The sequence below is a fragment of the Roseovarius sp. MMSF_3281 genome (genome assembly GCF_030733685.1).
In the GTDB taxonomy this organism is placed as follows: Bacteria; Pseudomonadota; Alphaproteobacteria; order Rhodobacterales; family Rhodobacteraceae; genus Roseovarius.
In genome coordinates this window covers 154,783-180,461 of the sequence record NZ_JASHIM010000004.1, presented here as the reverse complement: position 1 = coordinate 180,461, position 25,679 = coordinate 154,783, and the positions used below count along the sequence as shown (strand labels likewise).

Genomic DNA, 25,679 nt, shown 5'->3' with positions numbered 1-25,679 from the left:
ATCACCCACTCTTATCTGTTCGGTAGCAGCGCCGTCGATAACTCAGGCACAAGGGCAATCACAAGCCACACCGAAATCAGTGCCACCAAATAAGGCACAGTGTACTTCAAAAGCCTGAAATACGGGACACCTGTCACCCCCGAGGCCACGTATAGGTTCAGGCCATAGGGCGGCGTGATGAACCCGATGGAGGCACCGACAAGGAAGACCACCGCGAATTGCACCGGCTCGACCCCGACCTCATGAGCGATAGGGGCGAGGATTGGGGCCAAGATGATCGTCACCGGTAGGCTTTCCAGCACCATGCCCGAAACAAAGACGATGGCCATGGAGGTGAACAGCACCGCGTGATAGCCGCCCATCGAGGTCACGAAGCCGCCGATCGCCTCCTGCGCGCCGAGGACCGACAGGATTTGCTGCATCACCACCGAGACCGCGATCAGCGGGGCAAGGATACCGGTGATCTGGGCCGAGCGCATGGTGATCGAGGGCAGTTCAATCGGGCTGAAGCCTTGGACCACCAGCATGCTGGCCACCGATTTCTCGGAGAGTTCGGCGTCTTTCCTGGCCCCCATCAGTTTGTGAATGGGCAGGCAGAGGAAGCCGACGATCACACAGAAGCCAACGGTCACGCCCGCCGCCTCGGTGGGCGAGAATTTACCGGTGTAGATACCCCAGAGGACAAGGCCGATGGCGAAAAAGCCCAGCCACGCGCCGACGGCGGTTTTGATCACGCGCAGCGGGCTGAGGGCGATCAGGTAGCCCCAGCCGTTGCGCCAGCAGATGAGGAAGCAGGCAAACATCATGCCACCCACCATCAGCGACCCGGGGATGATCCCGGCGACGAAGAGGTCGGAAATCGGGAGGTTGAGGAGGAACCCGTAGACAATGAAGATGATGGAGGGCGGGATGATGATGCCCACCGTGCCGCCCGCCGCCGCCGTGGCCGCCGAAAACCGTTCGTCGTAGCCGCCCTTGACCATTTCCGGGTGCAGCATCGAGCCGATGGTGGCCGTGGTGGCCGAGTTCGACCCCGAAATAGCGGCAAAAAGCCCGCAAGCCCCCAGCGAGGCCATGGCAAGCCCGCCGCGAATCCAGCCAAGGCAGGCATAGGCGAAATCCGACAGGCGCCGGGCGATGCCGGAGCGGTTGATGAGGTCTCCGGTCAGGATGAAAAGCGGCATCGCCAGCAGGGCGAAGCCATCGGTAAAGACATCGGCCAGTGCCGCGCCGATATTGTCGAGCGGCAGGTCCAGCAGGAAGGACATGCCGATCACCCAGTAGCCGATAACCAGAAAGACCGGCACGCCAAGCATGAACAGGATGGTCACGCCGACGGAGATGGCGGTGATGATGGTTGGATCGCTCATGTCAGTCGCCCCCGATGACGGCTTGTTTGATCAAAGGTGCGCCCGTGCGGAAATTGCGCAGGTCGGTGATGAGGTTCTCCAGGACCCGGGCCACCAGCATCGTGAAGGCCAGCGGCACCGCGATCAGGAACCACCATTGCATGACGTTGTCGGTGCCAAGCATGATCTGGAAATTCGAGGCCGAATTGGCGGCAACGCGGCTTGAGGTGACGACGACGATCCAGGCAAAGCCCGCCCAGAGCAGCGCATCCAGCACAAGGCAGGCCATCTGCCCGCCCCGCCCCATGGCACCGCGAAACTCGGCAAAGGCGAGGTGGGTACGCAGCTGGACGTTATAGGTACAGCCGAACCACGTCATGATAAGAAACAGGAAGGGCGGTAGCGTGGTGGACCAAGGCGCCTGTTCGGAGAGCACGAAACGGCGAAACACCTCGACGAAGATGATCCCGCCGATGGCAAGGTACGAGACCACCATCACCGTTTTCTCGAAGTTGCGTTCGATCCAGGGCACGAAGTGATAGACCACCAGCAGCGCCGCGGCAGCCGCCAGCATCGCGATCAGGCCCAGCGGCCAGATCGCCGGTTGGCGCATTGCCTCGCTCAACATCCATGAATCGCCTGCGGCAAGGGCGCTCAGGATATCGCCCGTGCCCTGAAACCAGCCTGTCATTCCCAGTCCTCCCTTCTGGTTGCCGTATGTCACGGCGGTCTTTCGCGCCACCTGCGAATCCGGGCCGCCCGCTTGGGGCGGCCCGGATCAAATTCAACTATGCCGGATCAGGCCGAGCGCCACCAGCGGCGCGGTTCGACATTCTCGGGCAGAGTATCTTTGGGGATCTGACGGGCAACGTCGTAGATCTCCTGGTAGGTGTCGATGCCACCGGCCCAGTTGTTGAGGCGTTCGCGCCACTGCGCCCAAGGTTCGGGGTTGAACTCGGGCGAGCACATCTCTTCGGCCATCTTGATCTGATCGTCGGCAAGGAAGGCCGGCGTCACGTTGTGTTCGTCGAAGATGGTACCGGGCAGTTGCGGGTCGCTGAAGCCGACGGTCTTGACCAGGGCGGCCTCGTTCGCGGCCTGCACGTGGACCTGTGCCAGATAGGCCGATTCCATGATCGCATCCTGAAGATGCGGCTCCATCGCGTCGAAGACCTTGGCCGACATCGAGGTGTGCTCGGTCCCGCAGAAGAACTTGAGGTCGACCGATTGGCTGACCACGGGCGACATGTTGGCGTAGGCCACGGCCGATGCCCATGTTTCCGCCCCGTCGATCAGGCCCTGCTTGAGGCCGTCGAGGGTTTCTTCCCAGGCCACCGGCACCGGGTTGAGGTTGAGAAGCTGCATCGCGATGCGGCCAAGCTGTGTGCCCGTGACACGGTTCTTGGTGCCAAAGAGTTCTTCCAGCTTGGTCACCTTGGGCTTGTCGGCAAAGGACTGGCCCAACTGGATGCCGCGCAGTTCGCAGTGACTGAAGAGGAACTTCAGGCCGTGGCGCTTTTCAAGCGGATCACGCAGGATTCGCTGCGATTCCGGGCTATAGAGGAAGTGATACTGCGATGCCCGGCTGGGGAACATATAGGCATAGTCCAGCACGTTCAGATAGGGCGCGCCGCCCGCCGAGTTCTGGGTCGAGGCGGCATACATGTCCACCACGCCAAGCTGGGTTTTCTCAACGCAGTTGAGCTGCCCGCAGATCTGGTTGTCGCCGATGAACTCGACCCGGATCTCGCCCTCGGTGCGTTCCTCGAGGTCGCGGGCAAACTCCAGAACGCCCGCCCGTTCGATCAACAGGTTGCGTGCGTTGAAGCCCGATGCGCCCAGTTTCAGGGTGTGTTTGGGTTCTTTCCCGAAACGCTTGTCATATGTGCTTTCAGCCGCTTTCGCGAGATTGGGCAGCGTCGCGGCGCCGGTCAGCGCCCCTGCCCCCAATAGAACCGACGATAGGCCGAATTGGCCGGAAAGACGGAAAAGATCCCGGCGGGAAATCCCGCTCAGGGTTTTCGATACTTTCATGGTCTCCTCCCATGTTGCGCAATTTTTGATACTTGCAGTCTCAATATTGGTCGAACTATGCTTCGTCTGGCAAGCAAAATCTTTTGCAAAATTGCTCGATGGCAGTGGGAGGTCAGAAATGTCAGAGATATCAGCGGATTACGTGATCGTCGGCGCCGGCTCGGCGGGCTGTGTCCTGGCGAATCGCCTCTCTGCGGATCCGTCCATCAAGGTGGTTCTCATGGAAGCGGGCGGCCGTGACTGGAACCCGTGGATTCACATCCCCGTGGGGTATTTCAAGACCATGCATAACCCCTCGGTCGACTGGTGTTATCGCACCGAGCCCGACCCCGGGCTGAACGGGCGGCAGCTTGACTGGCCGCGCGGCAAGGTTTTGGGGGGGTCATCCTCGTTGAACGGGTTGCTTTACGTGCGCGGCCAGCCCGAGGATTACGACCGCTGGCAACAGATGGGCAACCCCGGCTGGGGCTGGGACGATGTGCTGCCGCTGTTCAAACGCTCGGAAAACCAGGAGCGCGGGGCGGACGATTTTCACGGGGATGAGGGGCCTTTGTCGGTTTCGAACATGCGGCTGCAACGGCCCATATGCGATGCATGGGTCGCCGCCGCGCAGGAGGCCGGATACCCGTTCAACCCCGATTACAACGGGGCCACGCAGGAAGGCGTGGGGTATTTCCAACTGACCACCCGCAATGGGCGGCGGTGTTCTTCGGCGGTGGCGTTCTTGAACCCCGCGCGCAAGCGCGAGAACCTGACCATCCTGACCAAGGCGGCGGCGAGCCGGATCGTGTTCGACGGCAAGCGGGCGACGGGCGTGGCCTATCGCGACCCGTCGGGGCAGGAGCATGTGGTCAAGGCCAAGGCCGAGGTGATCCTGTCGTCGGGGGCGATCGGATCGCCGCAACTGTTGATGGTGTCGGGGATCGGCGAGGCGGCGCAACTCAAGGAACATGGCATCGAGGTGCTGCGCGACCGCCCTTCGGTGGGCAAGCACATGCAGGACCATTTGCAGGCGCGGCTGGTGTTCAAATGCAATGAACCCACGCTGAACGACGAGGTGCGCAGCCTTGTGGACCAAGCCCGTATCGCCTTGAAATATATGATGTTTCGGGCGGGGCCGATGGCCATGGCGGCGAGTTTGGCGACGGGGTTCATGCGCACCGGCGACCATGTGGAGACCCCGGATATCCAGTTTCATGTGCAACCGTGGTCGGCCGATAGCCCCGGTGAGGGTGTGCACCCCTTCTCGGCCTTTACCATGTCGGTTTGTCAGCTGCGCCCGGAAAGCCGGGGCGAGATCCGGTTGGCGGGGCCGGATGCGGTGACATACCCCAAGATCCACCCCAATTACCTGTCGACGGAAACCGATTGCCGGACCATCGTGGAAGGTATCAATATCGCCCGCCGGATTGCCCGGTGCGAACCGCTTAAGCATAAGATTTCAGGGGAATTTCGCCCGGATGCCAGCCTTGATATCGAGGACTATGACGGCACGCTGGACTGGGCGCGGAACTATTCGACCACGATCTATCACCCGACGGGAACCTGCAAGATGGGCCCCGGGGCCGACGCGGTTGTGGACCCGCGTTTGCGGGTGCATGGGGTTGAGGGGCTGCGGGTGGCGGATTGTTCGATCATGCCCGAGATCGTTTCCGGCAACACCAATGCCCCGGCGATCATGATCGGCGAGAAGGCCTCGGACATGATATTGGAAGACCGCAAAGCAGGCGCCCTGCAACGCTCGGCCTGAGGCCCTAAATTTTCGTACGAGTCGTACGCTTCACCCCCGGTTTTCGTACGAAAATCGGGGGTTTGGTTTGTGGGGTCGTACGAGTCGTACGAAACACCCCTGCCCCGTGCGGAGGATTTACCGGATGGTAAGGGGTTCGGGGTATGGTGGTTTGCGTGAGGCGAGAGGTTTGGTTTTTGGAGGTTTGGCAATGATGGGAAAGATGGCGAGAGGCCCCGGGTCAGGCCCGGGGCGTGTGGAGCGGAGAGCTGGCGTGGTGTCAAAGCGCGTAGCCCCGCCGTTCTAAAGCCGATGCACCCCCTACGGTCAAAGCCAGCAGGCCCGGGCGAAACGGTGAATTTGAGTTGTAAGCCGCGCCAAAGACGACGCGCGCGGGGGCGGTTGGGGCGTGTGGGCGGATGTGCTTTATGGTTGCGGTGTCCGAGAAACCTAATGCGGTGCTCGGCAGTGACCAAAAAGCCGCCGCGTGGGGGCGCGTCGGCTTTGGCGCGGCGGCGCTGTGCGCCTTGATTCCGCGCCGGGGCCGCAATGCATTCGAGATATTTTAATTGGCAGGCGAGATACTGCACCCGGGGTGGGCACGCAATTGGCTTTGTCAATCGCTTTCGCCCACTCGCGCCAAAATGGGGGCTCCGCCCGTTCGGCCCTGAAACGCTCCCCCGGAGCGTTTCCAAGACGGGCCTCACTCGTCCATTTTGAGCGCGCTAATAAACGCCTCCTGAGGTATATCAACCTTGCCGAACTGGCGCATCTTTTTCTTACCGGCCTTCTGTTTCTCCAGAAGTTTCTTCTTACGGCTCGCGTCGCCGCCGTAGCATTTGGCGGTGACGTCCTTGCGCATGGCCGAGAGCGTCTCGCGGGCGATGACCTTGCCGCCGATGGCGGCCTGGATCGGGATCTTGAACATGTGGCGCGGAATGAGGCCCTTGAGCTTTTCGCACATCGCCCGCCCGCGCATCTCGGCGCGGTCGCGGTGGACCATCATGGACAGCGCATCGACGGGTTCGTCATTCACCAGAAGCTGCATTTTCACAAGGTTGTCGGCACGGTAGCCGATGATCTCGTAATCGAACGAGGCATAGCCCTTGGTCACCGATTTCAGGCGGTCGTAGAAGTCAAAAACCACCTCGTTCAGCGGCAGGTCATAGACCACCATGGCCCGCGACCCGGCATAGGTAAGCTCTTGCTGGATGCCGCGGCGGTCCTGGCAGAGTTTCAGGACGTCGCCCAAAAACTCGTCGGGCACGAGGATGGTGGCCTTGATGCGCGGCTCTTCGACGTGGTCGACGAGGGTTAGGTCGGGCATATCGGCGGGGTTGTGCAACTCCTCCATCGTGCCGTCTTTCATGTAGACGTGATAGACCACCGAGGGCGCGGTGGTAATGAGTTCGATGTCATACTCGCGTTCGATCCGGTCGCGGATCACCTCAAGGTGCAAAAGCCCGAGGAAGCCGCAGCGGAAGCCGAAGCCGAGGGCGGCGGAGTTTTCCATTTCATAGGAGAAGGAGGCGTCGTTGAGGGCCAGTTTCTCGATCGCGTCGCGCAGGCTTTCGAATTCCGAGGAATCCACCGGGAAAAGCCCGCAGAAGACCACCGGGATCGAGGGTTTGAAGCCCGGCAGCGGGGTTTCGCATTGCTTTTTCTCGTGGGTGATCGTGTCGCCCACGCGGGTATCGCGCACCTGTTTGATCGAGGCGGTGATAAAGCCGATCTCGCCCGGGCCAAGCTCATCCACCACGGTCATCGCGGGACGGAAGACGCCGATGCGGTCCACGCCATAGGTGGCGCCGGTTTGCATCATGCGGATCTTGTCGCCCTTTTTCATCACCCCGTCCATGATCCGGACAAGGACGACGACGCCAAGGTAGGGATCGTATTTACTGTCGACCAGCATGGCCTTGAGGGGCGCGTCACGCTCGCCCGTGGGGGCGGGCAGGTGATCGACGATGGCTTGCAGGGTTTCGCGGATGCCCTGCCCCGTCTTGGCCGAAACGGGGATGGCGCCCGAGGCGTCGATGCCGATCACCTCTTCGATCTGTTCGGCGACGCGGTCAAGGTCACTGGCCGGCAGGTCGATCTTGTTGAGCACCGGGATCAACTCGTGATCGGCGTCGATGGCCTGGTAGACATTGGCCAGCGTCTGCGCCTCGACCCCTTGGGTGGAATCCACCACCAGAAGCGAGCCTTCAACCGCGCGCATGGAGCGGGAAACCTCGTAGGAAAAGTCGACGTGGCCGGGGGTGTCGATGAGGTTGAGCACGTATTGCTGCCCGTCATCGGCGGTATAGTCGATGCGGACGGTGTTGGCCTTGATGGTGATGCCGCGTTCGCGTTCGATGTCCATGCTATCAAGCAACTGATCCTTCATGTCGCGTTCGGCGACGGTGTCGGTCATCTGGATCAAACGGTCAGCCAGCGTGGATTTCCCATGGTCGATATGGGCCACGATCGAGAAATTGCGGATATGCGAAAGCGGTGTCATGAGTGAGGGATATGGAGGGGTTTTCAGGAGTGGTCAAGCCAATGGCGGCCAAAGCGGCAGATAACTCTGCCTTTGCCGCGCGGCATGAGGTTGAACAGCCCCCGGGATTCCGCGCCGAAGGTCGTTTCGGCGTGGCGGGGATGGCCCCCGCCACCACCGGCCCTAAAGCGTTCCGCCTTTAACCTGATGCATCAGCGAAAGGCGGAACGCGTGCAACGATTGAGCGGAGCACTGCGTTTCGCGAAAATCTGTGATTCAGGTTTTTCGCGAAACGCTTTAGTATCCGCTTGCGGGATTGCAGATGTTTTGCAGCGCGCGCCCCTGCAGGAATCGCTTGAGGTTTTCCGCGAAGAAGGCGGCGGACACGGATTTCCAGCCCTCGGCGGCATCCGCGTGGTGCGGCGTGATCAGGACGCCCGGCAGATCCCAGAACGGCGAGTCGGCCGGAAGGGGTTCGGTGCGGAACACGTCAAGATAAGCCCCGGCGATCCGGCGCTCTTGCAGGGCGCTGATCAATGCGGCTTCGTCCGCCTGGGCGCCGCGCGCGGTATTGATCAGCCGCGCCGTGGGCTTCATGCGCGACAGGAACTCGGCATCGACAAGGTTCTGGGTTTCCTCGGTGTTGGGGACATGGATGCACACGTAATCGGCGCGGGGCAGAACCTCGGGCACATCCGACATGGCCACCTGTTCATCCACCTCGTCGCAGGCGCGGGCGGTTCGGCGCGCCCCGATGACATGGGCACCGAACATCCGCATCCGGTTGGCGACCAGCGTTCCGATGCCGCCCAGGCCGATCACCAGCACCGTCTTGGTGGACAGGCTTTCCCAGGGCTGTTTTTCCCAGATGTGCTGTTGTTGCTGCTCAAGGTATTTCGGGAACCCGAAATTCATCATCAGGATGGCGCCGGTCACGGTTTCGGCCATGAAGCGGCTGGAGACGCCTGCACTGTTCGTTACGGTGATCCGGTCCGAATCCCAGCCGGTCAGGTGGTCGATCCCGGCGCCGCCGTTATGCATCCATTTGACCGATGGATAATCGAGCGCGACCGCATGGCTGAAGGCCGGGTAGCGCCCGCCGTGCAGGCCAAAGACGATCTCGGGCTGCACGCGGGCAAGCGCATCCGACACGCTTTCCCCGGCTTGGCAGCCGTGGAATTCGCAGGTCGGGGCCTGTTCGCGCAGGCGTGGCAGGTAGGGCTGTGCACTGTCGTCGATGATCAGAACTTGCGTCTTGTTATCCATTTGATGCGGCCTCTCGTGCTGTCAGTAGGCCAATGGCCATGGCGGTGGCGGCCCGCACCGGATCAACCACGGGGACGCCTATTGCCTGTTCCAGGCGCGGCAGGTGCCGCGACAGGCCTGCACAGGCGGTAATCAGCACATCCGCGCCATCGACCTCGCGCAGGGTGCGCGCGACCTGTGCGATCCTGTCGAAGGCATTCGCGCGCTCGGTTTCCGCCACGCTGAACCCAAGCGGCCGGTCCCCGGCGCAGCGCGATCCGACCTGGCGCGCGGCCATATCCTGTGCATGTCGCCCCACGGACCAGTCGGACACGGAGATGACGCCGAAACGGTTGCCAAGGGCAAGAGCGGTGGCGATGGCCGCCTCGCCCATGCCGATCACCGGACGATCCGTCCGGGCGCGTGCCTCGTCCAGCCCCGGATCGCTGTAGCAGGCGATCACGAAAGCATCGGCGTCCTTGTCTTCTGCGACGTATTGCGCAACCGGCATCGCGACATTCTCGATATCCGCATCGCTTGCGATACCGGCCGGACCTTCGGCCAGCGTGGCGCAGTCAATGCGAAACCCGCTGCGCTGTGCATAAAGCGCAAGGGCCTCGGCCATGCGGTCGGTGATGTCCTGATTGGAGTTCGGGTTGATAACGCGGATCAGGGTCATGATCAAAGAAGCTCCGCGCCGAAGTTCCATTGAGGGTCAAGTTCGGGCGTACGCGTTCCGGGATAGCCGGTGAAATCGGGGCGTTCGCGGTGGATGAACTTGCCCTGGCCGGGTTTTGCCACGAGCGCGCCGTTCTCGATCACCGCCTCGCCGCGCGACAGAACGGTCACCGGCCAGCCGGTGACTTCGCGGCCTTCGAAGGGGCTGTAATCCATGTTGTCATGCTGGTTCTCGACGCTGATTTGCCGCTTTTCCGTGGGATCCCAGATGGCGATATCCGCGTCAGAGCCGATGGCGATGGTGCCTTTGCGCGGGTGCATGCCGTAAACCTTCGCCGCATTGGTGGAACTGAGCGCCACGAACTGGTTCAAGGTGATCCGGCCACCGTTGACGCCTTCGGAGAACAAGAGCGGCAGGCGCGCGGCGATACCGGGCATGCCGTTGGCGATCTGTTTGAAGGTGGCCTGCGGCCCGTTCGCCAGCTTGCCCGTTTCGTCATAGCGATAGGGCGCATGATCCGACGACACGACCGAGAATGTACCGGCCTGAACATGGCGCCAAAGCGCCTCCTGCGTGGCCGTGTCGCGCAGGGGGGGCGAGCACATGAACTTGGCCCCTTCCATGCCGGGACGGTCCAGATCCTCCTTGGTCAGGAACAGGTACTGTGGGCAGGTTTCGCCAAAGATCTTAGCCCCCTCCAGACGGGCGTTGGCCACCAATCCGGCACCTTCAGGGGTGGAGACATGGACGAGCAGAAGCGGCGCATCGACGAAGCGGGCCAGGGTGATGGCGCGGTTGATCGCCTCGATCTCGGCCGCGGCCGGATGGCTGATGGCATGATAGCGCGGCGCGGTATGCCCCCCGGAAACAAGCCGGTCCGAAATCCATTTGATGATGCCGGAATTCTCGGCATGGACCATGGTTAATGCGCCGTGTTCCCTGGCGACGGTCAGAATGTCGAGAAACTGGTTATCGTCGATCTTCATCAGGTCATAGGTCATGAAGACCTTGAACGAGGTGACGCCGCGCGCGAAGGCAAGCGGCAGTTCTTCGTTCAGCGCCTTTTCGGTCGGGTCCGCGACGATCAGGTGATAGCCATAGTCGATGACCGATTCCCCCTGCGCACGGCTGTCGTAAAGATCCAGCGTTTCGGTCACGCCCATGCCGACATGCTGCGCGGCGAAGGGCACGAAGCTTGAATTGCCCCCGAAGGCCGCCGAGATGGAGCCGCTGCGGTAGTCGTCCGAGGTCATACCGCCGGTCGCGCTTTCCTGGGCGATGTGGCAATGGGCCTCGATCCCGCCGGGCAGCACCAGCTTGCCCTTGGCGTCGATGACCTTTTCGGCATCGCCAAGGTCCTTGCCAAGCGCCACGATCTTTTCATCGCGGATTGCAACATCCCCCTCGAACGTATCGCTGGCCGTTGCGATTGTGCCGCCGGTGATAAGTGTATCGAATTGGGCCATTTCGGCAGTTTCCTTTGTTTTCAGTTCATCAGGACGCCAGGCAGCCAGAGGCTTATGGCGGGGAAGGCGACAAGGACGATCAGCACCACGACATCACAGGCCAGGAAGGGCATGCATCCCTTGTAGACCTGTTCCAAGGATACCTTCATGTCCTTTGGCACCGCGCCCTTGATCGCGAAGACGTTCAGGCCCACGGGCGGCGTGATTGCCCCGATCTCGGTCAGTTTCAACGCGATCACGCCAAACCAGATCGGATCATAGCCAAGGCTTTGCAGGATCGGCAGGACGATCGGCAGGGTCAGCGCGTAGATGCCGACCGGCACCATGATCATTCCCAGCAGGAAAAAGATGACCATGATCCCGATCAGGATCACCAGCGGCGGCAGGCTTGAATCCTGCAGGATCATCGTCAGTTCCGAGGGCAGCCCGGTGACGGCCAGCACACGGCTGTAGAACAGCGCGCCGATGTTGATCAGGAAAAGCATCGCCGTGATGTTGGCGGCTTCGCGCATCGAGCCGGTGACATCGGAGAACTTGGTAAAGGCCTTGAGATACCAAGCGAAGAACAGCGACACCAAGGCCCCCGCGGCCGCGGATTCAGTGGGGGTGAAGACCCCTGAATACAGCCCGCCCAGCACGATGAACGCGATGGTCAGAACCGGCCACATGCGCCCGACCTCGCGCCGCTTGTTGATCTTGCGCGCCTCGGCCCCGGCCTTGATCGCGGGCGCGAGCGCGGGGTTCCGCTTGACCATGAACATGATCAGCACGGCATAGGCAAGCGCGGTGATCACGCCGGGCAGGATACCCGCCGCGAAAAGCTTGCCGATGGATTGCTGGGTGAACAGGGCGTAGATGATCATCATCATCGAGGGCGGGATCATCGACGCGAATGTCCCGGCCGAGGCGATGACCCCGATGGACAACGATTTGTCGTATCCAAGGCGGTTCATTTCCGGCAGGGCCATCCGCCCGAAGATGGCGGTGGTCGCGATGGACGACCCCGAAATCGCGCCGAAGACACCGCAACTGAAACAGGTGGCGATCATCAGTGAGCCCGGCAGGCGATGCGCCAGCGCATGCACCCCGTCATAGGCGCGCTGTGCCAACCCGCCGTTGGAGGCGAATGTCCCCATCAGGATAAACAGCGGAATCGCGCCCCATGTCGGCGTCGCGATGGAAAAATAGGACGCCTGTCCCAGCAGCGACACCGAGCTGTCGAACCCCAGCAGCAGGTAGGAAACGATGAACCCGCTGAGCAGGAAGGAAAGGCCGATCTGCAACCCGATGGACATCAGGATCAGCAACAAGACGATGCAGATCGTTCCGGCGAGAATGAAGTCCATCTAGGTGTCCTCTCGTGACGAAAAAACGGTGAAGGAGACCGGGCTATTCATAGCCGCCATCCGGGGTCTCGACTTCGCCGCGTCCGGGTGGTGTGGCGATGTTCAGGATTGCCTGCACAAGAAAGACGACCAGCCCCAGAACCATGATGAACTTGGTGGGCCAGGTGGGAATCTGTACCGCACCGGCAATCGCCTCGTTGTCGACATAGGCCTTGCCGGCATTCTTGGCGGCCGCGTAAAGCAGCAAGCACACCGTCAGCACCGCGAGAACCTGGGAAAACTGCGCCAAGCGTCGCCGCGCAGCATCGGGAAGGGCATTGGCAAGGAATTCAAGGCCGACGTGGTCGTGGTGTTCCTCGCAACGCGAGAACCCGAGGTAGATCACGATCATCATCACGAAAACCGAGATCTGCGCCATGTCCTGTAGCGGCCAACCGAACAGTCGCGCAACGAAATCCGCCACCAGTATCAACATCATCGCGAATAACAGCCAGCCGGTAAAACCCGACATGGCGGCGTTTACGGCAGAGACAACTCTTCGCATCGCGGGGCCTGGGTGTGTTGCTTAGCGTGCCATGGCCTGGGCGTGCAGGTCACGCATCTTGGCCATCACTTCGTCGGCATTTTCCAGCCCGACGGCCTTGGCATCCTCGACCCATGCTTCCTGCAGTGCCGTCAGCTTGTCGGGGTCGGACCACTTCGCGATGTCCTCGTCCGACAGTTCGACGATGGAATAGCCTGCCTCTTCCTGTTCCGAGCGGACCGTGTTGAAGGCTTCTTCGTAGACGCCCGCAAACTGTTGTTCGGCATAACGCGATGCGTCGTGCAGTTGCTGGCGCGTCTCTTCCGACATCGAGTCGTAGATATCTTTGTTGATGAAGTGAACGAAGGGGGTCGCGTACCAGAGGCGCTTGGAGATCATGATGTTGCTTGCGACCTCGTCGAACTTCATCAGGTGCATCCCGTCATAATTGGCGAACACCCCGTCGATGGTGCCGGTCTGCAGGGCCACGTAGACGTCCCCCCACGGGACCGAAACCGGATTCGCACCTGCCGCTTCCAGATAGCGCAGCAGCCATTTGCCGCCTGCCCGCCAGTTGTCGCCCTGGATGTCGTCCAGGCCGTTGAGTTCGTTGTTGCCGAAGAAGGCCCCCGGCAAACCGGCGGTGATCATCAGCGGCACGACGCCTGCCTTGGCCAGTTCGTTCTTGAGCGCGGGAATCTGTTCGTAGGCTTGGTTGTACATCCATGCCTGATCCTCGAACGCCGCGGGGCCGGTCGGGAACATGGCAAAGACGGAATGTGCAACCATCCGGTTGGGGTAGTGCCCCGGGAACACGAAACCGAGTTGCGCGATGTTGTCGCCAACGCCGCCCAGCACCTCCTTGGAGCCAAGCAGCGTGCCGCCGAAGAAGGGGCGAATGTTGATTTCGCCGTCGGTGCGCTTTTCGATCTCGGGCAGCCAGACGTCGTTGACGAAATCGGTACGCATACCGCCCGTCGCGTCGTGGTCCGAATACTTCAGGGTATCGGCCTGAGCGGTCAGCGCCGTCGTTGCAAGGATCGCCCCTGCGACAAGGCCCTTCTTGATCTGTGAGAAAATACTCATGTTTTCATTCTCCTGTTGGTTGGTCTTTTTTGTATCGGCTTATTCACGTTCAGACGCCTTCCGGAATCTCAACGCCGGTCTGGCTGCAGATGATACCGTAATGTTCGATACGCCGGTGCTTGGCGTAGTTGAACACCGTTTCCTTGCCCATCTTTGCCAGATCCAGATCGCATGTCGCGACGATCAACTCGTCCTCGACGGTCGAGGCCTGGGCGATGATTTCGCCCGATGGCTGAACGATGCACGAGCCGCCGATCAACATGCAGCCGTCTTCGAGGCCCGCCTTGGCCACGCCGACGACGAAGGTGGAATTCTGATATGCCCCGGCCTGCATGGTCAGGTGGTTGTGGAACATCCGCAGGTGGTTCGGCTCGGGGGCGGCGGTGTTGCGATCCGGCGTGTTGTAGCCGAACATCGTCATCTCGACGCCTTTCAGGGACATCACGCGGTAGGTTTCGGGCCAGCGGCGATCGTTGCACAGCCCCATGCCCATGATGCCGCCCTTGCAGCGCCACACCGGCCAGCCCAGATTGCCCGGCTCGAAATAGCGTTTTTCAAGGTGCTGCCATGGCCGGTTTTCATCCAGTTCGGCATGGCCGGGCAAGTGGATCTTGCGGTACTTGCCGATGATCTTGCCCTTATCGACAAGGATCGACGTGTTGTAGTGGTGGCCATCCGGTGTCAGTTCGCAATAGCCAAGATAGAAGGCGATGTCGGCCTCGGCGGCGGCCTCGAACAGCGGGCGAACAGCGTCATTCGGCATTTCGCGTTCGAAATGGTGGTCCATCTCGGTGATGTCTTCCGCGTAATAGCGCGGAAAGAAGGTGCTGAGCGCCATTTCGGGGAATACCACGAGGCCACAGCCGTGCGATTTGGCCTCACGCAGAAGTTCGACCATGCGGGCCACCGCGCTTTCACGGCTTTCGTCTGGCTGGATCGGTCCGAGTTGGGCGCCGCCCACGATCAGTTTTCGGCTCATTTTATTCTCTCCTCAACTAATGCGCCGCACCCGGTTTCCGGATCGCGGCAATTTGGATGGTGTTCGAAAAGCCGGGATCAGCCTTCCTGTTCCAAGAGTCGCGCGATCAGGTCGGTATCGACATTGCCGCCTGAACAGACAATGATCGCGGTGCGCCCCTCCAGCGAGATGCGCTTTTCAAGGGCTGCTGACAGGGCAACGGCGCCGCCCGGTTCGATCAGAACCTTGGCGTCCTCAAGACCGAACCGCATCGCGCGCATCACTTCGGCATCGGTGACTGTCAGCACCCCTTTCAGGTGATGACGATTGACGCTGAACGGCAGCTCGGCCGGGATCGGGGCCAGCAGTGCGTCACAGATCGAACGCGCATTGCGGTCCGCGATTTCCAGCCGCGCGTCAGCCGCCAGCGACCGTTCGGTATCGTTGAACTGTGCGGGTTCGACCGCGTAGAGCTCTGTCTGTGCGGAGATCGCGTTCAGAACGATGGCACAGCCCGCGCTCAGCCCGCCGCCGCCGCAGGGGGTCAGCAGCACATCGGGGGTCAGCCCAAGGCGCTGCAAATCTTGAACCGCCTCAAGGGCCACGGTGCCCTGGCCCGCGATGATGGCCGGATCGTCGCCGGGCGGCACGATCACGCCGCCCTGCTGTTCACGGATTTCGGCCGCGATCCCTTCGCGTGACTCGGTGCTGCGGTCGTAAAACCGGATCGTCGCCCCGGCGGCCTTTGCCCGGGCAATCTTGGATTGCGGGGCGTCCTGCGGCATGACGATGGTGGCCTGCTGTCCGAACAGCCGGGCCGCGGTTGCAATGGCCTGACCGTGGTTGCCCGTGGAATAGGCAATGACCGATTCAACCCCGTCTTCCGCCAGCCTCGACAGGCGGTTGACCGCGCCGCGAAACTTGAAGGCCCCGGTGCGCTGCAGGCTTTCCAACTTCAGGAAGACGCGACCGCCCAGCCGCTCGTTCAACGCGTGGCATTCGACAAGCGGGGTGCGCAGGGCGATGCCCTGGATTCGTTGGGCCGCGCCCAGAACATCGGCAAAGGCCGGTGGCGTCATGGCGGAGGCGTGCAGGTTGGTGTCGAGTTTCACCGGTCAGGTTCCTATCGTTAGCGGAGCGACAAGGCGTTCCAATGTTGCCATCACCGACAAAGGCGTGATGCGCCCGGTGGCCGGGTTTTCATCGCTGGGGATGTTTTCCATGGTGATTTCGAGCCGGACATCGTCGGTTTCGACCCGAACCGTGTGGGTGTTGCGATCCAGCGTCGGATCGGCCCAGACTTCGTATTCCGTCTTTTCCGGCCCCCAGGCCGCCAGCGAAAGGGCGACGGCGACATTCACATTGGCGGGAAATTTCTGTGCGGCATCGGTGACGGTGCCCGCGTAAAGACGCTTGGGTTCTTTCAGCCCGGCCATGTCGATGCCGGATTCGCGCACGAAGGCCGCGTTTGCCAGGCCGGCCGGTGGCTTGCGGGTGCGCATGATGACCCGCCCCGGCGTGCCCTTGGCCGCGGCGCGGACCGCATCCAGCCCGGCCAGGGCACCGGTTGCCCCGATGATCCGGGCGCCTGTCTGACGTGCCAGATCGACAAGATGCCGGTTTGCCAGAAGCTGCGTCATCGACACGACGATCAGCGTTTTGCCGGCGCGGATGACCGGCTCGGCCAGTTCGGCGAAACGGTCAGGCGGTAGCGCCTCGACCACCACGTCGGCATGATCCGCAAGCTCGCCCAGCGCAACGGCCGAGGGGAGGCGGCGAAAATCCTGCGTCAGGGTGCGGACCTTGTCATTCGAGGAAGACGAGGCGGCGGTCAGTGTCAGGCCCGGCACCCCGGCATCCAGCCAGCGCGCCACGGGCAGGCCTATCGCGCCCAGCCCCGCGATGCCAACGGTCAGGCCCCCGGCATCCGATTTCTGCGTAGTCTGTTCATTGGTAGCATTACCCATGTGGCAATTCATACCTGTCTTGAGATATAATATCATATGAATTCTTTCCATTTCACATAAGGGAAATGCATATAATGAAGATGCGCCATCTACAGGTTATTCATGCCGTCATCTCGCATGGTGGGGTTGTGGCGGCGGCGGATGTACTGTCGGTGACGCAACCCGCCATCAGCCGAATGTTGCAAGCCGCCGAAGCCGAACTGGGCCTGACCCTGTTCGAAAAGGTCGGTCGCCGCCTTGTGCCCACCGAGGAGGCCGAGCAGCTGTTCCAGGAGATCGACCCGTTCATCACCTCGTTCCGGTCGGTGCAGGAACGCGTCGTCGATATTCGCGAAGGTCGGCTTGGGATATTGCGGATCGCGGCGACGCCCGGCCTTGCCCATTCGGTTGTGCCCCTGACGCTGGAAAAGGTGTTGCGCAAGCGGCCGGGGATGAAAACCTCGCTGGACATCCGCCGACGCGAGAACGTGCTGCAGATGGTGCGCGCCAACGTGGCCGAACTTGGCCTGGGCCTGTTGCCGACCGATGCGCCCGACATCGTGTCGACCCCGATTGGCAGCGGCCGCATTATCTGTGTCTGCCCGGCCGATCATCCGCTTGCGGCCAACACTGTCGTTCGGCCAAGCGACTTTTCCCGGCATCGGCTGATCATGATGACCCGCGGATCGCCTTTGCATTCCTTGATCGCCTCGGCATTCGATGACGCGCGGCTACCGCTGAACTGGGCGGTGGAAACGCCCTATAGCGCATCGGCGTGCAATCTGGTCAAGGCGGGGTTTGGCGTGGCGCTGGTGGACAGTTATGCCACCCAGCAGATCGAGATGGGGGGCCTTGCGGTTGTGCCGTTCGAACCGAACCTGACGGTCACCGCCCTGCTATACCGTGCACGCCACAGGCCCATGTCCAAGCTTGCAAAGATGTTTTTCACCACCGTGACCGAGCAAAACTAAAGCGTTCCGCCTTTAACCTGAGGCATCAGCTAAAGGCGGAACGCGTAGAACGATTGAGTGGAGCACTGCGTTTCGCGAAAATCTGTTACTCAGGTTTTTCGCGAAACGCTTTAGGGCCAATGGCCCGGGCCGGTCGCCGTGGAAAGGAGCGACCGGCCCGAAGGCGATGATTTCAGCGTGTCGTCAAACCGCGGCGGTCAATTGAACCTCGACCGGCGCGTTTCCCGGCAACGTGGCAACACCGATTGCCGCCCGCGCCCCGACCCCATCGGCCCCGAGTTCGGATTGCAGGTAGTGCGACGCGAAATCGGCAAGCCTTGCATGCGCCGTAAAGCCCGGCTCGGCCGCGATGAAGACCGAAAGGGTCAGGACGGCGGCAAGCGCCTCGCCCTCGGCCAACTGCGCGCGGGCCGCCGTCAATGCGTTTGAACAGGCCAGCACGACCGCATCCCGGTAGTCCTCAAGCGGGACGTCGGCCCGCACCGGACCGGACGCCACCAGACGACCCTGCACCCGTGGCGTCATACCAGAGGTGTAAATGATCGCCCCGTGGCGCATGGCCGGCCTGTAATGGCCTTGCGGGACCGGAATCGCGGCTGTCACGCGCGGTATCTTTCGATCAGGGTGGCCATGCGTTCCAGCGCAGCCACCGACGCCGCGTGATCCTGGGAGAAGTTGAACCGAATGCTGCGGGCGGTATGCGGGCTGAATTCCGTGCCGGGTGTCACGATCACCCCGGCCTGCAGGCGCAGGATCTTCACGAAATCCGCCGGGCTGACCGCCAGTTCGGGCAGGCGCGGAAACAGGTAGCTTCCCGCGCGCGGCGTGCGGGCGAAGACACCTTCGATACCGCGCAGGATCTCCATGAGGTCATCGCGAATACGCTGGTGCTGGCGGATACGCTCGTCCATCCAGCCTTGCGGCTCGTCGAACCATCCGCGCAGCACGGCCTGGGAATACCCCGGCGCACGCAGGCTGACGATGGCCTGAAGCTTTTCCATCCGCGAGATGATCGTCTTCGAGCCGAAGGCGACCCCGAGACGAAACCCCGACAGGGATTCGGTTTTCGATGGGCCCATGATCGTCACGACGTTTTCGGGGTCGATGCTTTCGGCGCGCAGATGGGTATAGTCCACCCCGCTATAGCGCAGACGCGAGTATAGCTGATCGACGATCACCGTCGCCCCGTAGCGGTCGGCAAGGGCCGCGATCTGTTGAATTTCCCGGGGGGAATAGATCACCCCGGCCGGGTTGTTCGGGTTCGAGAAAAGGAAGGTCTTCGCCCCCGCCTTGAACGCCTCTTCCAGCTCTCCAAGGTCGAGCCCGGCTTCGTCGCCGCTGGCCTCGGTGTAGTTCATCTGCACCGGGAGGATCTCGCCCTCGAAAAACTCGACCAGTTTACGGTTCGCAAAATAGTCGGGCTGTACGATGGCCACCTTGTCGCCCGTGGTCACGGTCGAGGCGATGGCAAGGAACAGGGCCCCTTGCGTTCCGGGCGTGATAAAGAGCCCATCCGCCGCATCCACCGGCGCGCCGGTAAAATCGGCCAGACGCGGCGCCAGCATTTCCCGGATGCCCATATCGCCGCGGTACTCGGTATAGGCCTGCGCACCGCCTGCCTTGAACCCGGCCTCGAACAGTTCGAAGGCCCCCGGGGTGGGTTCATGCGCGTCGACATCCCCATGTGAGAAATCGACGGGCCGCCCCTCCAGGGGGTCTCCGCGCAGTATTTCTTCGATCCCGGTTGAGGTCTGGCGGACCTCTTGCCCCGGTGCGTTATCGGTGCCCAACCTGCGGAACTTGTCTTCTATCGACATGATGTCCTCCTGAAAATGCGAATGGCCGCGAACACCCCATGGTTCGCGTTTCGACCGCCAGTCTAGGCCCGAAACAAATGCAGAAAAAGTTGTCATATGTATTTTCAAACGATAGAAATTCTATCTTATGGATATTCGATTTCTGGAATCTTTCGTGGCCATCGCCGAATGCGGCTCGATCGCCGAGGCGGCGCGGCGGTTCAACCTTACCCCTGCCGCCATGGCACAGCGGTTACGCGCCCTTGAACATGAGCTGGGCCACGACCTTGTTCGGCGCGCCGGGCGGACCGTGCGCCCGACGGCATCCGGGCTGGCGGTGCTGAGCCATGCACCGTCGGTGATCGAAAGCGTTCGCGATCTACGCTCCATCGCGGCCAACGAAGAACCCGCCGGGCAACTGAGGATAGGCGCCACGGCGACCACCCTGTTGGGCCTTTTGCCCGATGCCATCGCCCGGCTGCGCGTTTCACACCCCAAGATCGAGTATTTCCTGCAGCCGGGCTCATCGGCGGCGCTGTATCGCGGGCTACTTGACGGCGAGCTGGATGCCGCCGTGATCGTACGCCCCCATTTCCCGATCCCGAAATCGCTTAACTGGCTTACGATCAGGGAAGAGGACATGTTGCTTATCGCCGCCGGCGACGTCGATCTGGGCGATCCTCACGCGGCCATCATGAGCCATCCTTTCATCCGCTATGACCGCAACCAGTGGGGCGGCCAGATCGTTGAGCGTTACCTGCAAAGGAACCGTTTGAGGGTACAGGAATGGCTGGAGCTTGATGCGCTGGATGCCATTGCCTCGATGGTCAACCGGGGGCTTGGCGTCTCGATCGTGCCGGACTGGGCCCCACCCTGGCCCGAGGGTTTGACACTTCGCAAAAAGCGCCTGTCCGGGTGCGGAGTGCGCGAAACCGGCATCCTGTGGTCGTCCTCCAGCGCCCGCATCGCGGCGATCAACGCCTTCGTCGATTTCTGTGCAGAGCCCCGACCGCGGGAGAACGCCAGCAAGCAGGCCGAATAACCCGCCCCCGGCACCATCGGACCGGGTACCAAGGCAACAGCCCACGCCCCCCGGTTCGGCGGACGGCCAGCATGGCGGAATCAATTTGGATGGAAAGGCGTGAAGGACCGTTCACGCGCTGCTGAGCGGCGGCCCCTTGGATGCGATATTATTGAGGGCCTTATCCTTGCCCCCCACTCGCGCCCCATCGGCAAGATGCCGGTGAACGAATAAAGGCCGCCGCGTAGCGCGGCGGCCTTTCCGTGCAAGCGAACACGCCTCAGAAAGCGAGGTTCGCCGTCAGGCTGATCGCGCGGCCCGGTTCTGTCAACGCGATCACGTTACCCTGCCCGACCCCGTCGGACGAGCGACTCGTGTAGGTTTCGTCAAAGACGTTGCGCAGGTCCAGGCGCATCTCAAGCCGGTCGAAGCTGCTTGGCGTGTAAGTTGCGTAAAGGTTGACCACCTCGTAGCCCGACAGCGGCACCGGGGTATCGCGGTTCTCGAAGGCAAGCTCTGCCGTGCCGCCAAGGGTCCACTCGTTGCTCACATCAATGGCACCTTCGAAGGCAATCGCCTTGCCGACGGGCCGGCCAAGGTAATACGCCGTCGAACCGATGGTCGTGCTGTTCAGGTCGACATCCGCATCGGTGTAGTTGGCCCGGATGAACCCGTTGCCCCAGTTATAGCCGACCGACGCCTCCCAGCCCTTGGATGAGAGGTCAGCAATCGCGCCCCGGGCACCGCTGGCGGGTAGCACGGCGTTGATATCGTTGACGTAGGTTTCGAAATACGCGCCGCTCACCTGCCACGGACCCTGCTCATAGCGCAGGCCGATCCGGCCCGCATCCGACCGAGACGTGGTAAAGCCGTTATAGGTCCAGGCCCCGCCGAAATTGATCAATGCCGCTTCGCCCAGTTCGTACCCGCCCCAGCTGTGGGCGTAGCCCGCATTCAGGGTCAGCGCATCGGTGATCTTGAAATCGACCGAGCCGTTGGCGCTGCCACCGTCGTCCTTGAAGGTCTGGCCGGTGGCGGCCTCGAACTCCTGCCAGTCATAGCGTGCGCCATAGGACACCGAGACACGCGCGCCGAGATCCTGCCGCGCCTGTGCAAATATCCCGATGTTGCGATGATCCTCGCGCCCCGAACTGCCGAACGGACCCGGGCCACGACCGAAACCCGAGGCGGATTCGTCGAAGAAATCGACACCCACCGAAAGGTCGCCGCCAGCGATGGCAAAGCGGTTCTTGAACGTCCCGCTGAAGCTTTCGTTCTTGCCGAAGACACCCGAAGCGTCGATCTCCTGCTCGTTATAGCTCAGTTGGAAAAACGGATCGAACCAATCTGTCGCCGTGTCCTTGGTATAGGTCAGCGTATAGGAAGTGCGCTTCGACAGCGCCGGGACAAGCACGCTGGGCCGGCCCACCACGCCGCTAAAGTCGGGCCGGATGAATATGATGCCGCCGGGCCCCGCCTGCCCGGCCCGCAGGCCCGTATCCTCGGTCTGGGAGGCCGCGAATTCCAGCCGGTGACCCGTCGGAGAGGTATAGGCGAACTTGCCCAGGTAGCTGGCGAGATCGGCCCCCGAACCGGGCACTGTCACGCCGCTGCCGTCTTCGTAGCTGTCGCTGTCCGATCGCGTGCCGCTTATCAGGTATTCGAACCCGCCATTGCGCCCGAACACCGTCAGCCCGGCGCGGCCCCGGTCCTTGTTGCTGCCGAAACTCAGCGTCGTCATGCCACCGAAATTGTCGCCGTCTTCCAGAAGGTCGGCGGCATCCTTGGTTTCATAGGCCAGCGAGCCGGCCAATGCGTTTGGCCCGGCATCCGCCGGAGCCAGCCCCTTGCTGACCTCGACCTTCTTCAGAAGCGCCGGGTCGATCAGAACGTTGCCGGTGTGGTGAAACGCCGATTTGTTCTGCCGCGCCCCGTCAATCGTGACCGACAACAGGCTTTCCTCGACACCGTTGACGAAGACCTTGTTGGCAATCGCCGCGCCGCCGCTGGTGGTGACCGAGGTTTCGCCGTCGAATACATCGCGGATGGATTGCGGGTTGCGCTGTTCGATTTCTTCTTCCGAAATCTCGTCGTTGCCCAGAAGCGCCTGCGCTTCTGGTGAGCCGATGCGGATCGTACCGAGGAAACCGGCGCCTTCGGCGTCCTGCGCGAAAGCGGCAGGCACGGGAACGAAAGCGGTCGTGATCAGCAAAACGCTGAGGCGAGAGAGGTTCATGACTGTGTCCCATTTCATTCTTGTCGAAGCTGGGTACGTGCGGTCATGCTTCCCTGGCGGTTCTGCGGCGACGTTTAAGCGCCGGTGCGCAAAGTGCAAGCATCATCATCCGCAACCCATGGCCGGGCTGGTAATATTGCATCAATGCCGCCGCTCTGGCGGCCCCGGCGCGGGTTCAGACAGCCACGAAGGTCTGTCCGCCAATCCTGTGCACAGCCGCGTCGGTTCCGAAAACATCGTGCATCAGCCTGCCATCCACCAGCGTTTCGGCATCGCCCTGCGGGCCGATTTGCCCGCCTTTCATGGTCACGATATGATCGGCGTAGGCACAGGCATAATTGATGTCATGCAGCACGATCACCACCGTGCGCCCATGTTCCCGCGCCAGCCTTTGCAACAGCGCCATAAGCGACCGCGACGCCGCGATATCGAGGTTGTTCAACGGCTCGTCCAACAGCAAGTAGTCGGTATCCTGCGCAAAGATCATGGCCAGTAGCGCGCGCTGTCTCTGGCCGCCCGACACGGTATCCAGCGTCCGCTGCGCCAGCCCGTCCAGATCGAACAGCGTCAGCGCCTCGGCGACCTTTTCGCGGTCATGCTTGCCGGGACGCCCCAGGTGATGCGGGTAGCGCCCGAATGCCACCAGCTCCGCGATGGTCAGGCGCGGCGCGATCTCGGAACTTTGCGGCAAGATAGCCAGCCGCCGCGCCAGCGTGTTTGACGCGCAGGCCCCGACCTCTAGCTCGTCCACCATGATGCGCCCCGTCCGGTGCCGCGCCAGCCGCGCGATCAGCGACAGAAGCGTACTTTTGCCCGCCCCGTTCGGCCCGATCAGCGCGGTGACCTTACCCTTCGGAATCTCCAGTTCGATATCGTGCAGCACCGTGCTACCGCCCAGCGCATGGCTTACACCCGTCACGGAAATCATCGCTTCAATCCTTTCATCACCAGGAACAGGAACAGCACGCCCCCCGCAAGGTCGATCACCACGGTCAGCGGCGTCACCAGCCCGAACACACGTTCAAGCAGGGCCTGCCCCCCGATCAGCGTCGTGGCCGAAATCAGCGCGGCAGATATCAGCAACACCGCGTGCCGCCCCGTCGGCGTCACCGCATGGGCGATGCTGACCACCAACAGCCCCAGGAACGCCGTCGGCCCCACCAGCGCGGTCGCCACCGACACCAGCACGCCGATCAGGACCAACACCTGCAACGTGCCGCGGCGCACGTCCTCGCCCAGGTTGATCGCCGCCTCGCGCCCCAGCGACAGCACGTCCAGCCGATGCCGCATGCGCCACGCACCGATCAGCGCCGCACCGATTGTCACGGCCGAAATGGCCAGCAGGCCGGTCTCGATCTGGTGGAACCGGGCATAGGACGATACCTGCACGACGCTGAATTCGTTGGGGTCCAGCATCCGCACCAACAGGGTGCGCAGCGACCGGAACAGCACGGTCAGCACCAGCCCGGTCAGGATCATTCGCATCAGGTCGGGCCGCTCTTGCAACAAAAGCGTTCCGAACAGCAGCAGCGACGCCCCGGTCATCAGCACCAGCGACACGGTGAACTGTATCCACGAGGTGACGACAAGCTCATCCGTCATCCCGAAGACGAATACCCCCATCGCCACAATCAGCACGAACAACTCGTCGAACCCCATGATCGACGGGGTCAGGATGCGGTTCTGCGTGATGGTCTGGAACAGAACCGTCGAAGTCGACAGCGCCACCGCCACAAGGCATAGCGCCGCCAGCTTCGCGCCCCGGAACTCCAGCACGAAACCCCAGTTGCCGCGCGCGCCGATCGTCATGTACGCCACCGCCGACGCCACGCACAGCACCGCAAGAACGATCAGCCGCCTACGGTGCATGACGCGCCGGGCGGTAAAGCAGCCAGATAAAGACGACCGACCCGATCACCCCCAGAACCGTGGCCGAGGGCATCTCGAACGGATAGCGCAGCACACGGGCCAAGATGTCCGCCACCAACACCAGCCCCGCGCCCGTCATCGCGATCACCGGCAGGGTGCGGCGCAGGTTGTCGCCCATCATGCGCGACACGATGTTGGGCACGATCAGCCCGACAAAGGGAATGATACCGACGCTGACCACGGTCAGCCCGCTGACCAGCGACACGGCCAGAAGCCCGAACAGTATCACCTGCCGGTAATTGAGCCCAAGGTTGATGCTGGCCGCGTGCCCCAGCCCCAGGATCGAGAACTGGTCGGCGGCCACGAAGCACAGCACTGCGGCCACGGCGGCAAGCCAAAGGGTTTCGTACCGGCCCTGCAACACGCCCGAGAATTCCCCGGTCACCCAGACGCCGATCATCTGCAACAGGTCGTTCTGGTAGGCCACGAAGGTCACGCCGGCCCCGATCACCCCGCCATAGACCAGCCCCACAAGCGCAACCATATATGGCTGCGTCGGGGGCAGCCGCCGCGCGAGGACCAGGAAGCCGGCGGTCGAGGCGAACGCCGTCGCCGAGGCCATCGCGATCTTTGCAAAAAGCGATGCCGCCGGCGCGTAAAGCGTGACCAGCAGGATACCCAGCGCCGCGCCCTCCCCCGTGCCAACCGTCATCGGTTCGACGAACCGGTTGCGCACCAGCATCTGCAGGATCGTTCCGGCCACCGCCAGCGACGCGCCGGTGATCAGCACGGCGAACAGGCGCGGTGCGCGGCTCACCGCAAGCAGTTGCAAGGCTTCGGAGTCTCGCAACAGCGCACTGGGGCGCAAATCAATCACGCCGATGAAAAGCGACAGGCCCGAAAGCGCCAGCAGCCCCACCAGCCCGAGGACGACCCTCCACAT

Annotated in this window: 24 protein-coding genes; 5 read left to right on the top strand and 19 right to left on the bottom strand. The window is 62.2% G+C overall.

The features are described 5' to 3' along the window. Nucleotides 1-11: 11 nt before the first annotated feature. From RBB32_RS07165 to RBB32_RS07155, 3 genes are all read right to left on the bottom strand, one after another. Nucleotides 12-1,370 (bottom strand): TRAP transporter large permease, encoded by a 1,359-nt coding sequence (locus RBB32_RS07165; RefSeq protein ID WP_306152023.1) that lies wholly within the window; start codon nucleotides 1,368-1,370, stop codon nucleotides 12-14. A 1-nt stretch (nucleotide 1,371) separates the two neighbouring features. Continuing rightward, nucleotides 1,372-2,040: a TRAP transporter small permease gene (locus tag RBB32_RS07160; protein WP_306152022.1), complete on the bottom strand. Its 669-nt coding sequence runs from the start codon at nucleotides 2,038-2,040 to the stop codon at nucleotides 1,372-1,374. A 107-nt stretch (nucleotides 2,041-2,147) separates the two neighbouring features. Beyond that, a complete protein-coding gene (locus RBB32_RS07155; protein WP_306152021.1) occupies nucleotides 2,148-3,383 on the bottom strand; it encodes a TRAP transporter substrate-binding protein in 1,236 nt (411 codons plus the stop codon). A gap of 118 nt (nucleotides 3,384-3,501) precedes the next feature. Between RBB32_RS07155 and RBB32_RS07150 the strand changes: the two genes are divergently transcribed. Both RBB32_RS07150 and RBB32_RS07145 read left to right on the top strand, forming a co-directional pair. Then, nucleotides 3,502-5,133: a GMC family oxidoreductase gene (locus tag RBB32_RS07150; RefSeq protein WP_306152020.1), complete on the top strand. Its 1,632-nt coding sequence runs from the start codon at nucleotides 3,502-3,504 to the stop codon at nucleotides 5,131-5,133. 407 nt (nucleotides 5,134-5,540) lie between these two features. Further along, complete coding sequence (locus RBB32_RS07145; protein WP_306152019.1) at nucleotides 5,541-5,681, top strand: hypothetical protein; 141 nt, start codon at nucleotides 5,541-5,543, stop codon at nucleotides 5,679-5,681. 134 nt (nucleotides 5,682-5,815) lie between these two features. On the opposite strand, the gene lepA is transcribed toward RBB32_RS07145, so the two are convergent. Then, nucleotides 5,816-7,615 carry a translation elongation factor 4 gene (gene lepA, locus RBB32_RS07140; protein ID WP_306152018.1) on the bottom strand — a complete coding sequence of 600 codons (1,800 nt, stop codon included), beginning with the start codon at nucleotides 7,613-7,615 and terminating at the stop codon, nucleotides 5,816-5,818. A 41-nt stretch (nucleotides 7,616-7,656) separates the two neighbouring features. Between lepA and RBB32_RS07135 the strand changes: the two genes are divergently transcribed. Further along, on the top strand, nucleotides 7,657-7,797 hold the full coding sequence (locus RBB32_RS07135; protein ID WP_306152017.1) for a hypothetical protein: 141 nt from the start codon (nucleotides 7,657-7,659) through the stop codon (nucleotides 7,795-7,797). Nucleotides 7,798-7,891: 94 nt separating this feature from the next. On the opposite strand, the gene RBB32_RS07130 is transcribed toward RBB32_RS07135, so the two are convergent. The 9 genes from RBB32_RS07130 to RBB32_RS07090 form a co-directional block, all read right to left on the bottom strand. Then, the gene (locus RBB32_RS07130; protein WP_306152016.1) at nucleotides 7,892-8,860 is read right to left on the bottom strand and encodes a D-2-hydroxyacid dehydrogenase; all 969 of its coding nucleotides are present in this window, start codon (nucleotides 8,858-8,860) and stop codon (nucleotides 7,892-7,894) included. Beyond that, nucleotides 8,853-9,518 (bottom strand): aspartate/glutamate racemase family protein, encoded by a 666-nt coding sequence (locus RBB32_RS07125; RefSeq protein WP_306152015.1) that lies wholly within the window; start codon nucleotides 9,516-9,518, stop codon nucleotides 8,853-8,855. Before RBB32_RS07125 ends, RBB32_RS07130 begins: the two co-directional genes overlap by 8 nt. 2 nt (nucleotides 9,519-9,520) lie before the next feature. Next, nucleotides 9,521-10,984, bottom strand: a complete 1,464-nt coding sequence (hydA, locus tag RBB32_RS07120; protein ID WP_306152014.1) for a dihydropyrimidinase — start codon at nucleotides 10,982-10,984, stop codon at nucleotides 9,521-9,523. Nucleotides 10,985-11,004: 20 nt separating this feature from the next. After that, nucleotides 11,005-12,330 carry a TRAP transporter large permease gene (locus tag RBB32_RS07115; protein WP_306152013.1) on the bottom strand — a complete coding sequence of 442 codons (1,326 nt, stop codon included), beginning with the start codon at nucleotides 12,328-12,330 and terminating at the stop codon, nucleotides 11,005-11,007. Nucleotides 12,331-12,373: 43 nt separating this feature from the next. Next, nucleotides 12,374-12,841 (bottom strand): TRAP transporter small permease, encoded by a 468-nt coding sequence (locus RBB32_RS07110; RefSeq protein WP_306152012.1) that lies wholly within the window; start codon nucleotides 12,839-12,841, stop codon nucleotides 12,374-12,376. A gap of 54 nt (nucleotides 12,842-12,895) precedes the next feature. Further along, the gene (dctP, locus tag RBB32_RS07105; RefSeq protein ID WP_306152011.1) at nucleotides 12,896-13,939 is read right to left on the bottom strand and encodes a TRAP transporter substrate-binding protein DctP; all 1,044 of its coding nucleotides are present in this window, start codon (nucleotides 13,937-13,939) and stop codon (nucleotides 12,896-12,898) included. Nucleotides 13,940-13,988: 49 nt separating this feature from the next. Then, nucleotides 13,989-14,918, bottom strand: a complete 930-nt coding sequence (locus RBB32_RS07100) for an N-carbamoyl-D-amino-acid hydrolase (RefSeq protein WP_306152010.1) — start codon at nucleotides 14,916-14,918, stop codon at nucleotides 13,989-13,991. Between the two features lie 77 nt (nucleotides 14,919-14,995). Next, complete coding sequence (locus RBB32_RS07095) at nucleotides 14,996-16,009, bottom strand: threonine/serine dehydratase (protein ID WP_306152009.1); 1,014 nt, start codon at nucleotides 16,007-16,009, stop codon at nucleotides 14,996-14,998. A 3-nt stretch (nucleotides 16,010-16,012) separates the two neighbouring features. Further along, nucleotides 16,013-16,864 (bottom strand): aspartate dehydrogenase, encoded by an 852-nt coding sequence (locus tag RBB32_RS07090; RefSeq protein WP_306152008.1) that lies wholly within the window; start codon nucleotides 16,862-16,864, stop codon nucleotides 16,013-16,015. Between the two features lie 80 nt (nucleotides 16,865-16,944). Between RBB32_RS07090 and RBB32_RS07085 the strand changes: the two genes are divergently transcribed. Then, nucleotides 16,945-17,814 (top strand): LysR family transcriptional regulator, encoded by an 870-nt coding sequence (locus RBB32_RS07085; protein WP_306152007.1) that lies wholly within the window; start codon nucleotides 16,945-16,947, stop codon nucleotides 17,812-17,814. A 183-nt stretch (nucleotides 17,815-17,997) separates the two neighbouring features. On the opposite strand, the gene RBB32_RS07080 is transcribed toward RBB32_RS07085, so the two are convergent. Together RBB32_RS07080 and RBB32_RS07075 are read right to left on the bottom strand one after the other, a co-directional pair. Then, the gene (locus RBB32_RS07080) at nucleotides 17,998-18,417 is read right to left on the bottom strand and encodes a RidA family protein (protein ID WP_306152006.1); all 420 of its coding nucleotides are present in this window, start codon (nucleotides 18,415-18,417) and stop codon (nucleotides 17,998-18,000) included. Then, the gene (locus RBB32_RS07075) at nucleotides 18,414-19,631 is read right to left on the bottom strand and encodes a pyridoxal phosphate-dependent aminotransferase (protein WP_306152005.1); all 1,218 of its coding nucleotides are present in this window, start codon (nucleotides 19,629-19,631) and stop codon (nucleotides 18,414-18,416) included. Before RBB32_RS07075 ends, RBB32_RS07080 begins: the two co-directional genes overlap by 4 nt. Nucleotides 19,632-19,758: 127 nt before the next feature. On the opposite strand from RBB32_RS07075, the gene RBB32_RS07070 reads away from it, so the two are divergent. After that, the gene (locus tag RBB32_RS07070; RefSeq protein ID WP_306152004.1) at nucleotides 19,759-20,652 is read left to right on the top strand and encodes a LysR family transcriptional regulator; all 894 of its coding nucleotides are present in this window, start codon (nucleotides 19,759-19,761) and stop codon (nucleotides 20,650-20,652) included. Between the two features lie 259 nt (nucleotides 20,653-20,911). On the opposite strand, the gene RBB32_RS07065 is transcribed toward RBB32_RS07070, so the two are convergent. The 4 genes from RBB32_RS07065 to RBB32_RS07050 form a co-directional block, all read right to left on the bottom strand. Then, entirely contained in the window at nucleotides 20,912-22,885 is a 1,974-nt protein-coding gene (locus RBB32_RS07065; RefSeq protein WP_306152003.1) for a TonB-dependent receptor domain-containing protein, read from the bottom strand. A gap of 157 nt (nucleotides 22,886-23,042) precedes the next feature. Then, the gene (locus RBB32_RS07060) at nucleotides 23,043-23,795 is read right to left on the bottom strand and encodes an ABC transporter ATP-binding protein (protein ID WP_306152002.1); all 753 of its coding nucleotides are present in this window, start codon (nucleotides 23,793-23,795) and stop codon (nucleotides 23,043-23,045) included. Next, nucleotides 23,792-24,736 (bottom strand): iron chelate uptake ABC transporter family permease subunit, encoded by a 945-nt coding sequence (locus RBB32_RS07055; protein ID WP_306152001.1) that lies wholly within the window; start codon nucleotides 24,734-24,736, stop codon nucleotides 23,792-23,794. Before RBB32_RS07055 ends, RBB32_RS07060 begins: the two co-directional genes overlap by 4 nt. Next, complete coding sequence (locus RBB32_RS07050; protein WP_306152000.1) at nucleotides 24,726-25,679, bottom strand: ABC transporter permease; 954 nt, start codon at nucleotides 25,677-25,679, stop codon at nucleotides 24,726-24,728. Before RBB32_RS07050 ends, RBB32_RS07055 begins: the two co-directional genes overlap by 11 nt.

Bases quoted from the DNA above. Each gene is read 5' to 3' on its own strand.
- RBB32_RS07085 (WP_306152007.1), top strand. From the start codon at position 16,945: ATGCGCCATCTACAGGTTATTCATGCCGTCATCTCGCATGGTGGGGTT.
- RBB32_RS07150 (WP_306152020.1), top strand. From the start codon at position 3,502: ATGTCAGAGATATCAGCGGATTACGTGATCGTCGGCGCCGGCTCGGCG.
- RBB32_RS07050 (WP_306152000.1), bottom strand. From the start codon at position 25,679: ATGTGGAGGGTCGTCCTCGGGCTGGTGGGGCTGCTGGCGCTTTCGGGC.
- RBB32_RS07125 (WP_306152015.1), bottom strand. From the start codon at position 9,518: ATGACCCTGATCCGCGTTATCAACCCGAACTCCAATCAGGACATCACC.
- hydA (WP_306152014.1), bottom strand. From the start codon at position 10,984: ATGGCCCAATTCGATACACTTATCACCGGCGGCACAATCGCAACGGCC.
- RBB32_RS07060 (WP_306152002.1), bottom strand. From the start codon at position 23,795: ATGATTTCCGTGACGGGTGTAAGCCATGCGCTGGGCGGTAGCACGGTG.
- RBB32_RS07165 (WP_306152023.1), bottom strand. From the start codon at position 1,370: ATGAGCGATCCAACCATCATCACCGCCATCTCCGTCGGCGTGACCATC.
- RBB32_RS07155 (WP_306152021.1), bottom strand. From the start codon at position 3,383: ATGAAAGTATCGAAAACCCTGAGCGGGATTTCCCGCCGGGATCTTTTC.
- RBB32_RS07065 (WP_306152003.1), bottom strand. From the start codon at position 22,885: ATGAAATGGGACACAGTCATGAACCTCTCTCGCCTCAGCGTTTTGCTG.
- RBB32_RS07100 (WP_306152010.1), bottom strand. From the start codon at position 14,918: ATGAGCCGAAAACTGATCGTGGGCGGCGCCCAACTCGGACCGATCCAG.
- lepA (WP_306152018.1), bottom strand. From the start codon at position 7,615: ATGACACCGCTTTCGCATATCCGCAATTTCTCGATCGTGGCCCATATC.
- RBB32_RS07130 (WP_306152016.1), bottom strand. From the start codon at position 8,860: ATGGATAACAAGACGCAAGTTCTGATCATCGACGACAGTGCACAGCCC.
- RBB32_RS07110 (WP_306152012.1), bottom strand. From the start codon at position 12,841: ATGTCGGGTTTTACCGGCTGGCTGTTATTCGCGATGATGTTGATACTG.
- RBB32_RS07145 (WP_306152019.1), top strand. From the start codon at position 5,541: ATGGTTGCGGTGTCCGAGAAACCTAATGCGGTGCTCGGCAGTGACCAA.
- RBB32_RS07135 (WP_306152017.1), top strand. From the start codon at position 7,657: ATGGCGGCCAAAGCGGCAGATAACTCTGCCTTTGCCGCGCGGCATGAG.
- RBB32_RS07090 (WP_306152008.1), bottom strand. From the start codon at position 16,864: ATGGGTAATGCTACCAATGAACAGACTACGCAGAAATCGGATGCCGGG.
- RBB32_RS07055 (WP_306152001.1), bottom strand. From the start codon at position 24,736: ATGCACCGTAGGCGGCTGATCGTTCTTGCGGTGCTGTGCGTGGCGTCG.
- RBB32_RS07160 (WP_306152022.1), bottom strand. From the start codon at position 2,040: ATGACAGGCTGGTTTCAGGGCACGGGCGATATCCTGAGCGCCCTTGCC.
- RBB32_RS07075 (WP_306152005.1), bottom strand. From the start codon at position 19,631: ATGTCGATAGAAGACAAGTTCCGCAGGTTGGGCACCGATAACGCACCG.
- dctP (WP_306152011.1), bottom strand. From the start codon at position 13,939: ATGAGTATTTTCTCACAGATCAAGAAGGGCCTTGTCGCAGGGGCGATC.
- RBB32_RS07070 (WP_306152004.1), top strand. From the start codon at position 19,759: ATGGATATTCGATTTCTGGAATCTTTCGTGGCCATCGCCGAATGCGGC.
- RBB32_RS07115 (WP_306152013.1), bottom strand. From the start codon at position 12,330: ATGGACTTCATTCTCGCCGGAACGATCTGCATCGTCTTGTTGCTGATC.